This is a genomic window from Rossellomorea yichunensis, assembly GCF_032337515.1.
Taxonomy (GTDB): Bacteria; Bacillota; Bacilli; order Bacillales; family Bacillaceae_B; genus Rossellomorea; species Rossellomorea yichunensis.
Genome location: NZ_JAVYAD010000006.1, coordinates 366,210 through 379,841, shown reverse-complemented (window position 1 = coordinate 379,841; position 13,632 = coordinate 366,210). Strand labels below are relative to the sequence as shown.

Genomic DNA, 13,632 nt, shown 5'->3' with positions numbered 1-13,632 from the left:
GTAGTTATAACACAGAAACCATCAGGTCTTTTGTACATCCAGCGTACAATTGTACAGAATGAAAGCCTTATCATTCGTAAGAGGAGGTAAAAGAGTATAACAATCAGTGATATAATGAATGATAAACAATGAAACGGTTTACAAAGGAGTATTCTATGGGGAAAGTATTGGATCGATTTTCTTCCCATATCGGGGAGCTTACATACGCGGAAAAACATGTTCTTTATTATGTGGAGGAGAATTTGGAGACCGCGAAGAATCAATCGCTGACCGCCATGGCCGAAAGCAATAGCGTCAGCACCACTACGATTATTCGCATGTGCCATAAGCTTGGGCTCGGGGGCTTTTCTGAATTCAAGTTTAACCTAAAGAACATCGATGAAAACGTGGGACCGGCAGAAAACATGCTCGATCGTTATCGTCAGGATACGAATCGAACACTGGAGTCTTTACGAGTGGAAGAGTTAGAAAAAATCAGCCAACAGCTTTTACAATCGAATCGAGTGATGATTGTCGCCGTGGGCTTGACGAAGATGGCGGGGGAATATTTTAGCAAGCTGTTTATGCAGGTAAACAAGCCAACGTCTTACGTATATGAATCACATATCATCGACCTGCTCCCCAATATGGTTCAGCAGGACGATCTCATCGTCTTCATCTCATCCAGTGGAGAGACGAAAACCATTGTCGGGGCAGCCGAGAAGATCCGTTATAAGAATGCCGACTCCCTGGCAATCACCAATTCGGCAGACAGCACGCTGGCCAAACTCACCAGGAACGCCATTAGCGCCGATGTACAAAAAGTACAGTTTGCGGGGTATGATCTGACTCCCCGTTCTACGATGGTGATCTTGATTGATTTGATTTTTGAGTTTTATTTGAAGAAAGTGATGAAGTGATCATTAAACAATTGTTTAGTTGGATTCTTCCTATTGCCTAGGGGTTTCCTATAATTAATCAAACGTTTGTTTAAATCCTTACAAGGAAGGATACGTATTCAAATAAGCACTCGAATACATAATAAACAGGAAAGCTTCAATAACCTCAATTATTCCTATTGTCGTGGAAAAGCTTATAAAATGTAAAAGACCTCAACAACATCGCTCATTCGTTAAGGTCTTTTCAGCAACGCCCCCTATTTATTTACATGTTTTTAGTACACCTTCCCTGGCTAAAAACAGCGATCCCATCACTCCCTGATTGTCATTCAATTCAGGAGGTACAATATAATGTTTAAAGTCGTCTATGTCGACATATTGATTAAGAAGTTTTGCTACTTCCTCTCGAATGAGCGTGTATAAAACGGCTTGCTTCATGACTCCCCCACCCAATATGATTTTTTCGGGAGCGAGGATCAAGATGTAGTTTACGATGGCTTGGGCAAGATAATATGCCTCAAGTTCCCAAACTGCTTGCATCTCTTCCAGCTCGTCCCCTTTCTTTCCGTATCGGGTATGTATAGCCGTACCAGAAGCCAGGCCTTCTAAGCAATCCCGATGATAGTGACAGCTGCCATCAAAAGAATCTTGCGAGTGCCTTGGTACATAAATGTGGCCCATTTCGGTATTGAAAAATCCCTTTGACACTTTACCATTTTGTACAAATCCCGCCCCAATACCCGTTCCGACAGTTATATATAAACAACTGTCGGATTCTTGAGCAGCTCCTGAATGAAATTCCCCCAATGCAGCTGCATTCACATCTGTATCAACAAAAACAGGAACAGAAAAGTGACTTGAGAGGGCTTGATGGATATTGAAATTCTTCCACAGATGTTTTGGAGTATTTAAAATTTGCCCGTAACTGTCCTTGTTCTTATTTAATTCTATAGGCCCAAAACAGCCTACCCCAATCGACGTTAAAGTGTAATTAGAAAAATAAGAGTAGACGTTACCTAATGTAGTCTCAGGATCTTGAGTAGGAAAGACCTTCTTGCTTATGATTTCTCCCTTCTCATTTCCGACGGCACAAACAAATTTCGTTCCACCGGCTTCTATTGCACCATATAACATGTATCTCCCTCCAATTGAAAGAAGGGTTCACACTTGTCTGAACCCTTCTTCAAATTATTTCCCTTGGTAGCTAATCTTGTAATGATACAAAGGAGAGCTGTCCTCCCGCGCTCCTATTGTTCCTTCTTCCACTCATCATATTGCTTTTGAATTTCATCCAATACTTTTTGCATTCCGGCTTCGTCTAGCTTTTTATTGAAAGCAGGTAAATATTCTTCAGGATCTACAGCACCTTTTAACAATGCAGGAGAGAATTCACTAGTGACATTCGAGATTGCTGCAATTTCTGTTCTAACTGGATTAGAGTCAAAATAGAAACCAAGTGCCGGAGACGATTTTGCGCTTTCATTGAATTTTTCAAATGCCTCCCATTTGTCTGCCGGGTCATCTTCGTAAAGTTTAAGGATCAGCTGATTCCCGATAGCAAAGCTCGGCATGTTATAGTTTTCAACACGAGCAGGCAAGTCTTTAATTGTTCCATCTTCGTTCTCTTCATAGTGAACCCCTTCGATTCCTTTATCAAGCAAATTTCTTAAATATTCGTCGGAGTTTAATAGATTCAAGAACATCATGGCTCTTTCAGGATGTTTAGAAGTAGCTGAAATGGCTTGCATGGAGCCCGTAACTGAGTTATTAAAGATATACGGTTCATGAAGTTCTCTAGTCACGATTTCATATCCTGCTGATCTGGACCAGATGTCTTCTGCGTATGGTTGATAAATCTCTTTACGTACGAACCAGTTAGCCGTTTCCAGTGGCCATGAGTCTGTGCTTGTTGCTGCATCTTTTTGGATATAGCCTTTTTTATAGTATTCATGCATCGTTTTTAACGTTTCCATCGTAATATCTTCTTCGTATTTGTTCACAACCTCATCAGTGTTTCCATCTAAACGGAATGCAAATGGTAACTCCTCTTGAAGGATGGAGTCGAAAGGAAGATAGGCATCAAATGTTGCAATGGGTGTTACATTCTTTTCTTTTTCTTTAATAACAGCAAGCAGCGGCTCCAGGTCTTCAATTGAGTTCACTTTTGAAATATCTAGTCCATGTTTTTTTACCAGTTCATTATTAAAGGAAAGTACGGCTTGCTGACCTACTTCTTTATTCGTTGGTACTGCATAAAGTTCTCCATCAATCTTAGCACCCTCAAGGAATGCCGGATCAATTAGCTTCTTCATGTCTTTCCCGTATTCATCCATTAATTCATTCAATCCAACAAATGCTCCCCTTCTTGCATTCAATGCGTAATTGTTGGCCCAGGAGCTTGTGAAGGCAATATCATACTCTTCTCCAGAAGTTGTAATAACCTGCATCCGATCATTATACTCTCCCCAATCAAGGAGTTTAAGGTCGATAGACGTGTTGATCTTTTCCTTCGTGTACTTGTTAACCTCTTTCATGACATCGTCAACATCTTTTTGAGGAGTTCCGATTAAATACCAGGTCAGTGTAACATGATCCTCCGTGGAGTCACCTGATGTTTCCCCGCTTGAACTTTTCCCGCTACATGCTGCCAGTATCCCCATAAGCAGCACCAATACAAGTGAAAGTACCCCTACTTTTTTCATTTCCATCCCCCAGTTCGTTTAATTGATTTGGTTCTATCAAAAAAGGAATTCGCTCCTTCAATGAATACGATCAATCCTTTACTCCTCCAATAGTCAGGCCTTTAATAAAGTACTTTTGAAAGAAAGGATACGATAAAGCAATCGGAAGAGTGGCAATAACCACCATCGCCATTCTGGCTGAATCTTGTGGAATCGATTCTAAGATGGAACTATTTTGGTTTGATAGCATGGCATTCTGTTTAATAAAGTCCATATTGTTCTCAATCCGCATTAATAGCGATTGCAATGGTATCAAGTTCGGATCGTCAATGAAGAGGAGAGCGTTAAACCAATCGTTCCAATAGGCAAGGGTATTGAATAGTGCAATGGTTGCTATACCCGGAACCGATAACGGCAGAACAATGGTTAGAAATATTCTCCACTCTCCTGCTCCGTCGATGCGGGCGGATTCAAGGATTGCTTCAGGTACGGATCTAAGGAAAAACGTTCTCATAATAATGATATAGAAAGCATTAACAGCCATTGGAAGAATGAGGGCCCACATCGAATTCTTCAAGTCCAGAAATTGTGTCATCACGATGTAGAATGGAACCATTCCTCCGCTAAATAGCATCGTGAAAAAAGCGATAAAGGTGAATTGCTTTCTGAATATAAACTGTTTTCTCGATATAGCATAGGCGTACAATGCAATAACCGTCACACTGATGAAAGTACCTAATACTGTAACCAAAATGGTTACACCATATGCTCTCACTACCTGTGCTTTCATTTCCCATAAATACTTATATGCTTCAAAACTCCACTGTTCCGGAATAAGCTGATAACCATTTTCCGCTAATGATTGTTCATTACTAAGCGAAATAATGATCACATATAAAAATGGAAAGATACATAGAAAGGCAAAGGTACCAAGCAATAGATGCATAAAGATGCTCGTCTTTCCTGAAAATCCATAAGGGTTATACGTTTTTTTCTTCGTTAGTTTCTTATCCGCTTCCTTCTGGTAACTCGTCGTGACATTAGTAGATGTCTCCATCTAGTACTCTCCTTTCTCTCTAAGGTATTTTCTTAGAACAAGGCATTATCTTCATCAATCTTTCTCACAATATAGTTAGTTATTAGAATTAATATAAAACCAACGGTCGCTTGGTATAAACCAGCCGCTGTACTCATTCCTATATCCCCCATTGTCATCAATCCCCGGTAAACGTATGTATCGATAACATTCGTTACAGAATAAAGAGGTCCCGAGTCACGAGGGATTTGATAGAACAATCCGAAATCGGCGCTGAAGATGCTGCCAATATTCAGTATCGTTAATATCACAATGAGTGGCATGATCATAGGAATAGTAACGTGACGAATCTGCTGCCACTTATTTGCTCCATCAATCATCGCCGCTTCATAATGCGTCCTATCAATACCGACAATGGCAGCAAGATACACAATACTGCTAAATCCTACACCTTTCCACTGGCTAATTACTGTGATGAAATAAGGCCAATATTGCGGTTCGTTATACCAAGAAACGGGCTCTATATTAAAGAAGCCCAGCACACTATTAAATAATCCCTTGTCTACACTAAGAAAGGCGAATACAAAGTAACTGACTACCACCCACGATAAGAAATGAGGAAACAACATTCCAGTCTGATAGATTTTGGCTAATTTCTGCTTCGTTATTTCACTTAAAATAATGGCTACGGCTACGGATAATATCAATCCGACTATGATAAATAGGATGTTATAGAGTAGGGTATTTCTCGTTATGACAAATGCATCATTTGTACTGAACAAGAACTTGAAATTTTCAAATCCCACCCATTCACTGTGAAATACGCTGGCAAAAAAGCCATCAGGATGAAACCGAAAGTTCTTAAATGCAATGATCTGCCCAAACATGGGAATATATTTCATGACGATGAGCCATATAAACCCTGGTAAAATCATTAACAGCCATATTCGGTTATCGTACACATTTTTAACAAATCGATTGACTCTGCTCATGCTTCTCCTCCCTTCTGATCACTATAATTCAATTATATGAAAACCCTTACATGATAAATAGTTGAGATATCTTAGATTTACTGGTCAAAATAAATACAATCATTGAAATTACCTTTATTTTCAGGAAACTATCAAAAAAAGCCTCTTAATCAAAGAGACTTTTTTTCATGCTTGTGAGTGTTGTTTTCTCCACTCGGAAGGGGTTGCATGTTCGTATTTTTTAAACTGCTTATAGAAATAAGTAGCATCCGTATACCCTACTTTTTTGCCGATATGTCCCGCTTTCTCATGTGAATTCATTAAGAGTTTCTTAGCCCGGTCAATTCTAAGGTGGTTCAGGTATTTGGTGAAAGAGTCTTTGACTTCCTTTTGAAATAATTGTCCTAAATAGATGGGATTGATGTGAAAACGATGGCCGAGTGTTTTCAAGGACATATCTTCTGAGTAGTTCTGATGGATATAGGTAAGGACCGTTTGAATGATCGGACTCTTCTTCTCTTCTCCACTATCATCATGTTCAATGTACCTTATGCATTGATCCATTATGGCAAGGGCGTCTTCATTACCTTGAAGGTACAGAATTTGGTGGATTAATTGAACGTATTGAGTATACTCCAAGGAAATCAGAAACTTGTTTTTCATCTGAAAGAAGTACTCAAGCATGATGCTTTTTATAACGAATACGTCTTTATCCTGTTCAAGCTGAGTGAAGATTTCACTTAAATAATTGCGTACAGTATCATATTCCTGATTAGCTAATTGCTCCAGAATATCCGGTTTCAGGTAGTTAATCGTCTGTTTATCAGAGGTTGATGATTTCAAGTGCATTTCCTCTGCTATACGATGATCTTGATCCGGCAGCAGCATCTTCAATTCACACGCCATTTCTAACTCTCGGTAAACCTTCTCGGCATCTTCAATTAGATCTACTCTTCTACTCAAGACAACAACGTGTTCTCTCCCGTTGCATACATGCTCAACAATCGAGGAGACCTCCTCTTTCTCCTCTTCAAAAGACTCCTCAGACCAAATGAGTAGAACGTCCCCTGAAGGTGTAGTGATCGCCAATGTACTCGTTTCTTCCTCAATCGTTTTCTGCAGGTGTATCGCATCTTCCAATTCTGTTTTTAACAAACCTAGACGAAGAGGTGTTTGAATATTGACCATGGGGTATAACGAGATTCTTTCTTTAAAATCATTTTCCGTCATTTTTCTCATCAGCCATCTCCAAATGGAGTGATCGCGGAGAATAAGGATAGACTCTTCTTCTAGTGATATCCGATCTATTTTCTCTTTCAAGTGAAGGATGGTAGACAAGAGCTCATCTTCATTAATGGGCTTTAATAGATAATTTTCAATACCAAGCCTCAGACCTTTTTTCACCAAGTCGAACTCTTGAAAACCTGAAAGAATAATGGACTTAATCGATTCTTTTTCCTTGCTTATCCTCTCTATCAACTCCAGGCCGGTTAGTTCAGGCATTTTAATATCAGTGATTAATACATCAAATTCAATTTCCCTGGACAGTTCTAATGCTTCCATGCCATTCTTCGCTGTAGCCACAATAGTAAATCCAATGTCTTCCCAATCAAGTATATACTTCATTCCTTCTAGAATAAGGGGTTCATCGTCTACCAGCATAACTCTTATCACTTACTACACCTCACTTATTAGTGGTAATTTAACCGTGACGGAAGTTTTGACATTAGGTACACTTCGTATCTCCACCCCATAATCGGAACCATACTTTAATTGAATGCGCCTGTGAACATTTCCCAGTCCGATTGAATCGGAAGTTCCTTCTTCCTGTTTCAATCTTGATTTGATATCTTCCAACTTTTTATGTTCAATGCCACTTCCATTGTCTTCAATATCTATGATAAGGATATCGTTCTGCTCATAAATGGTGACCGCTAATTGGTTGGTTTCGCTATCTCTCCTGAAGCCATGCAATAAGAAATTTTCAATCAAGGGCTGTAATATAAATGAAGGCGTATAGTAGTCCCTGATTTTTTCTTCTACATTAATGTTGTCGATTAACTGATTTTGAAATCGGATTTTAAATAATTCAATATATTGTTGTGCATGGTTGATTTCGTTCTCAACCGTAACCAAGTCTTCTGTTTTCAAGGAATATCGAAATAACTGAGCTAATTGGACAATCATTTTGGCAGATGTTCGTCCACCCTCAGCTAATGATTTCATTCGTATGGCTTCCAATGTGTTGTATAAGAAATGAGGATTAATCTGTGCTTGAAGATTCGCCAATTCAGCTTCTCTTTGTTTCAGCTTGGATAGATAGACTCTATCTATGTAATCATTTAAATCATCCAATGTTTCATTAATAGTATGGGATATATCTGTAAGATCATCATCTACATTGGCTGTTATAATTCGTGCCGATAAGTTTCCTTCTTGTACTTCCCTCATCTTATTAAGAATCTCATCCACCCGTTTAGAGTATCCTCGTAATGCGATGTAAGGAAGGGCAATAGACAAAACCGTCAACAATACAATAATAGAAAAAATCGTTAATTTATACGTAAGGAGCTGAGCCATTTCCTTCTCTGAAATTACGGCAGTGACCATGAGCTGACTCGTGGGCTCGATGGAGGATTGAATATAATAGCGCTCATCCAAATTCACTTTCTTTTGAACGGCACTATAAGATAAGTCCCTAAGAAGTCGTTCAGGAGCATTCCCATTAGAATAATAGAGTCGTTTGTTCATATCTGTGATAAAAAAGGTTCCCTTAGAGGGGGTATCTTTCAATGATAATAATCGATCTAAATTTTCATAACTGAAATAGACCATTACTTTTCCCAATCGATCCATAGAAACGGGATCGTTTATTTGTTCTTCCACGACATACATATCCTTTGGCACGACATACTTATCCTTTGGAAGGGGCTGGTTTTCTAACATGAAGCTACTGTCTTCTTTAGGTTGATTATGTTGATTCCACCTACCATGATCGAACAAATACATATACTCTGTTCCTAAACTTTCATTTCGAACACGCAATGCGATGGACTCTGAATCTCTGGAGAAATAGTTCTTTACATAAATATCGAAGTTATAAGGAACAAAGGAATCACTGCTCGAGAATTTATCTAAACGATACCCAATATATTCTTGGTAGTCATGCTGTAAAGCAAAAGCCAAATCTTCAATTAGCCGTTCTTCTTGGTAAAGCTGACGAATACCTTGACTAACGAATTGATGCTTGGCATGTATTTCAGATTTGATCTCATCGATCACCGCTTCTTGTCTATCAATTTCACGTTGAACGATAAAGTCAGAATAATATTCTGATAGAAAAACAAACAAGGTGGACATTGTAAGGAAAATGATGAGGGAATAAGTTAAAAACACCCTATAAAACATTCTCTTGCTTATTCGTTTGAAAAATAGGAACGCTTTCATTTATGAATCCCCTAACGTAAGGTAAAAGGGGGAACAGAAGCTTGGACGCACCTGTTCCCTGTTCTTCACCTGCGATTCTATCAAAATGGTGACTTCCTTTATGGAGGCCAGCCTATCAGGCAGAAAGATCTGCTCATAACCCTGGTTCAGTCCTATAGGGACGCTCAGCGTTCTGCCCCTTTATAATGAGTTCAATCGTCTTGATTTCATAAGGATTGAATGTCAAACATATTGGGACTTCATTGAAATCCGAGATGCTTTCATCTTCCATAAGATTGATTTCCCGCCATGCCTCTAACGGCAATGAGCTGGTGATGGTGACGGATGAGCGTGCACCTTCCATTTCATGAAGACGGACAATCAGGGATTCACGGTCTTCCGCTTTTTTCACCGTGTCGATGATGACGCCATGTCCGGAAATAGACAGTAGGGGTTCCTGGAACCCGGATTGGGTTTCTCCCCGGACGATCCGAAGCGGTGCGTTTAAGTAAGTAGCTTCCCGTTCAATATCATGCTTAGACGTTTGTCCAGCGAAAGGATAGAGTGAATAGACGAAGTGATGATGCCCTATATCAGCCTTGGGATCTGGATATACGGGCCCTTTTAATAAAGAAAGGCCCAGGACATTATCTTTAATCGAGTAGCCATACTTACTATCGTTCATTAAACTGATTCCATAATAAGGTTCGGTCAGTGCCGCCCATTTATGACCCACCGACTCGAATCTCGCCATATCCCAAGAAGTGTTCCAGTGGGTTGGGCGTTTGACATTCCCGAATTGGATATCGTATATGGCTTCGGTCGATCGGATGCTAACTGGAAACTCCACTTTGAGAAGCTGCTGTCTGGCAGACCAATTAATATCCGTCTCGAAGTCGATGCGTTTTGTATGAGAATAACAATGGATTCTCTGGAAAATTTCCATTTGTGGGGTTTTCCATGTAAATGCTACGGTTGTTTTTAATGGTCCATTTTCAAGTATAGTACACTCCTCGAGTAAATCAATAGGAGTCGATTTCTCCACATAATAAAGGTCAATGTCCCATGCATCGTGGGCGAGTGGCTTGTCTTCATAGAGCTTCAGCACATTGCCTGTTGCTCCCGCCTGAATCATCTCCCGTCCCTCTTTTTTATCGAAGAGACTTGTGATGTGACCATCTGTATTCCATCGGATGCGATAAAACGGTGTTTCCCATCTTCTTTCATTCAAGTCAATGTTACTCAACATCCTTTTTTCCTTCTCCCCCTTCTCTGCCACACTGATCGTGTGATAGGAGAACGGTTTCGTTTCAGGTATCAGGACGAGGGTATCACCATTAGACAGAGTCTGGGCATCGACCTCTACTCCATCCAGCTCATAAACTCCATTGGATTCAGGCACGGTGATCAGGACCGATGATGTATATTGATGGGGATGTAGAAATGACCAATGTTTATCCCCATCGAAGATATGATTCTCTTGAGAGGTTATAATTGTTTCCTTGATTCCAGACGCTTTTTCATAATCTTGGTGTGCATCCTCATATACCTCCGTAATCGAAGAACCCGGAATGATGTCGTGGAATTGGTTTAGTAGAATCATCTTCCACCCCTTTTCAAGGAGCGCCTGGGGATATTGATCCCATCCATTCACAGCACCGTTCCAGGAAGAGAGGAGTTCCGCTTCACGGTACCCGTATTCAAGTGTCCGATTCATCTCTTTCATCTTCGCATGGCTTGTGTAGGTACCTCTGTGATATTCCAAATATAATTCCCCGTCCCACGTATGGGTGTACTGATCGGATTTCCCAACTGTATCATGAAGCTTCTCGAAATAGTTCCGGGCATTGACGGACTTAACGGACGGCATGCTTGGAACGGTGTCGAGATGGCGCTTCATTTCGATCATTTCACGATTGACACCGCCGCCTCCGTCTCCGTATCCATATGCCAGAAGCAGTTCTTTATTCAGGTCTTTATCACGGTACTTTTCCCAAATGCCTTTAACGGTTTCAGCCGTGATCAGCCCGTTATACGTATAGAACCATGAGTCGGCAGGTCTTCCCGGTTCAGGCGTCGTAATGAAATGTGTCAGGATTTCGGAACCGTCAATTCCTCTCCACTGGAACGTATCGTGGGGCATCCGGTTATATTGATTCCAACTGATCTTCGTCGTCATGAATGTATCAATGCCAGATTTCCTTAATATTTGCGGGAGGGACCAGCTGTAGCCGAAAACATCAGGAAGCCATAAGGTCCGGGTCTTCTTATTGAACTCTTTCTCAAAAAACCTTTTACCGTATAGAAGCTGACGTACGAAGGATTCCCCGGATGGAATGTTACAGTCGGCTTCCACCCACATGGAGCCCTCCACTTCCCACTGACCATCCGCAACCTTCGCTTTGATCGCTGCGAACAATTCCGGATCTTCCTCCTTCACCCATGCGTAAAGTTGAGGCTGGCTTTGCAGGAAAGTGTAGTCAGGGTAAAGTTCCATCAATCTAAGTACTGTGTAGAACGTCCTCCTTGCCTTTTCCTTCGTATGTTTTGTACGCCACAGCCAGGCAAGATCGATATGGGAATGACCGGTGGCATGTATGGTTATATCCGAGTGCTTAGGAAGGTTATCCATTTCATGTAATAGTACAGAACGGGCAGAATATAGGCTTTGATAAAAGGCCTCACTACCTCTGTCCGACCAGTCGATCTCATGGAATGCCCGGTTGAGTATGGTCAATACGATGGAACGGTTAGGGTCGTGCTCATCTTGCTGCTTAATAGAATCCAGTATCGCTTTGGATTTGAAATACAGCTCATCCGCTTTCTCATCCAAGTATCCCCACCAGGCTTCCTTCAACCGGTAATACTGGTTAGCAGGCTGACCGCCCCCCTCTAGGCCGGACCAAAGCTGAATGGAAATATCGAGGAAGTCCTCTGCAGGCAGGATGACTTCTTTATGATTGGAGTCGACCCCTTGGAACGGCTTTTCATTCACATAGAGGAGGGACTCGAATCCTGAGTTGTTCCCCCCTCCTGTTCTTCCGAGATCGAGGTAGAGGACAGGCTTCTTTCCTTCCCATTCTTCCGGGATAGAAAGAAACGTATTCAACCAAAGATATTTGTCCCTTCCTGACCAGGTATCGTTTACTTTCATTTTTTGATCTGAATATCCTTCAGGGGGGGTATTCTCTTTTCCTTGTTGGGGCTCATAAAGATTAAAAGAGTCGATGCCCCTTATATCCCGGTAACGCAGGCGATCCAACTCGTTTACTCGGTTTTCTAGCTTTTGGACAGGATAAAACATATGGAGCCTCCATTCAAAAAATTTTTATTGATTAGCAAGCCCCAACGGACTTTCAGGTACGAAGATCCCGACTTCGCTTAGAATGAATTCACTAAACATGGAATTGGCCCACGCAAACCAAGAACGAGTGAACTCTTCCGGACGATCGGCATCGAATCCTTCGTGCATGTAAAGGGTAGATGCGTGTGTATTCTTGAACATCTCGAGGATCTTTGCCTTTTCTTCTTGAGAAGTCGCCGTCATTCCCTGGATGGCCAGGCTGATGTGCCAGATGTAATGATCAGGTGTGTGTGGACTTCCGATCCCTTCCGCCTTTTTCCCTTCATAGAAGTAAGGGTTGTGGCGGCTTAGAATGAACTTCCGGGTATTTACATACGTTTCATCATAAGGATCTTTATATCCTAGGTACGGGATGGCCAAAAGGCTTGGTACGTTGGCGTCATCCATCAGATTGTACTGCCCGTCCCCATCGGTTTCGTAAGCATAGATTTCCCCGAAGACCGGATGGTTCACTTTAGCGAATGTCTCGATACCCTTCTTGATTTCAACAGAAAGCTGCTCCATTTGACCTGCGAGCTGGTCCTCCTTCATTTCCACAAGCATTTCCTTCGCATACCCCAGTACCACAACAGCGAACATATTGGCAGGCACAAGATATCCATACAAACACGCGTCATCACTAGGACGGAATCCCGACCAAGTCATACCTGTCTTCACAGAATTTCCACCTTTCCCCTCCCTCAGAAGAGTATCCGATACGCGGCAGTTCTCCCGTTCAAAGAGATACGGAGATTCGGCCTCGTGATCCTGCTCCACTTTCCATACATCATGGATGACCGTCAGCACTTCCTTTAGCTGGTCATTCAATACGCTCTCATCACCTGTCGCCTTCCAATAAAGGTATGTCAATTGAATCGGATAGCACAGGGAGTCCACTTCATATTTACGCTCCCAGATCCAAGGGGTCATCTCCGTACGGTCAGCCTGATGTCCTTGATTGTCAGGTGTTTGGTTGAAGGCATTCGCATAAGGATCCAGAAGGATGTACTTCCATTGGCGTTCGATGACCCCCTTCAGCATAGCGGCAATCTCCGCATCTTCTTTCGCGAGAATCAAATACGGACGAACCTGAGCAGACGAATCCCTTAGCCACATGGCCGGGATGTCCCCTGTTATCACAAAGGTTCCATCCTCATCCTTTTTCAAAGTTGTTTGGTACGTATTCAAGAAGCAATTTTCGAATAATTCATAGACTTCCGGATCATGGCTATAGGCCGACTTCACTTTATTCATAATCGTTTGAAAAGACGCTGGTACTACTTTTCCACTCATGATA

General features: G+C 41.5%; 9 protein-coding genes. 1 reads left to right on the top strand and 8 read right to left on the bottom strand.

Features of this window, described 5'->3' with window-relative positions; genetic code table 11:
* Positions 1-155: 155 nt before the first annotated feature.
* Positions 156-899, top strand: a complete 744-nt coding sequence (locus tag RSX31_RS18080) for a MurR/RpiR family transcriptional regulator (protein ID WP_148970463.1) — start codon at positions 156-158, stop codon at positions 897-899.
* 240 nt (positions 900-1,139) lie between these two features.
* Here RSX31_RS18080 and RSX31_RS18075 read toward each other — a convergent pair whose 3' ends face one another.
* The 8 genes from RSX31_RS18075 to RSX31_RS18040 form a co-directional block, all read right to left on the bottom strand.
* Positions 1,140-2,012, bottom strand: a complete 873-nt coding sequence (locus tag RSX31_RS18075) for an ROK family protein (RefSeq protein ID WP_315635545.1) — start codon at positions 2,010-2,012, stop codon at positions 1,140-1,142.
* A 113-nt stretch (positions 2,013-2,125) separates the two neighbouring features.
* Positions 2,126-3,580 (bottom strand): extracellular solute-binding protein, encoded by a 1,455-nt coding sequence (locus tag RSX31_RS18070; RefSeq protein WP_397548108.1) that lies wholly within the window; start codon positions 3,578-3,580, stop codon positions 2,126-2,128.
* A 70-nt stretch (positions 3,581-3,650) separates the two neighbouring features.
* On the bottom strand, positions 3,651-4,505 hold the full coding sequence (locus tag RSX31_RS18065) for a carbohydrate ABC transporter permease (RefSeq protein WP_262372656.1): 855 nt from the start codon (positions 4,503-4,505) through the stop codon (positions 3,651-3,653).
* A gap of 143 nt (positions 4,506-4,648) precedes the next feature.
* Positions 4,649-5,587 carry an ABC transporter permease gene (locus RSX31_RS18060; protein WP_148970459.1) on the bottom strand — a complete coding sequence of 313 codons (939 nt, stop codon included), beginning with the start codon at positions 5,585-5,587 and terminating at the stop codon, positions 4,649-4,651.
* Between the two features lie 165 nt (positions 5,588-5,752).
* Positions 5,753-7,240 carry a response regulator transcription factor gene (locus RSX31_RS18055; protein WP_148970458.1) on the bottom strand — a complete coding sequence of 496 codons (1,488 nt, stop codon included), beginning with the start codon at positions 7,238-7,240 and terminating at the stop codon, positions 5,753-5,755.
* A gap of 3 nt (positions 7,241-7,243) precedes the next feature.
* The gene (locus RSX31_RS18050; protein ID WP_315635540.1) at positions 7,244-9,013 is read right to left on the bottom strand and encodes a sensor histidine kinase; all 1,770 of its coding nucleotides are present in this window, start codon (positions 9,011-9,013) and stop codon (positions 7,244-7,246) included.
* A gap of 133 nt (positions 9,014-9,146) precedes the next feature.
* The gene (locus tag RSX31_RS18045; protein WP_315635538.1) at positions 9,147-12,296 is read right to left on the bottom strand and encodes an alpha-mannosidase; all 3,150 of its coding nucleotides are present in this window, start codon (positions 12,294-12,296) and stop codon (positions 9,147-9,149) included.
* Positions 12,297-12,320: 24 nt separating this feature from the next.
* Positions 12,321-13,628 carry a glycoside hydrolase family 125 protein gene (locus RSX31_RS18040; protein WP_315635536.1) on the bottom strand — a complete coding sequence of 436 codons (1,308 nt, stop codon included), beginning with the start codon at positions 13,626-13,628 and terminating at the stop codon, positions 12,321-12,323.
* Between the last annotated feature and the right edge of the window lie 4 nt (positions 13,629-13,632).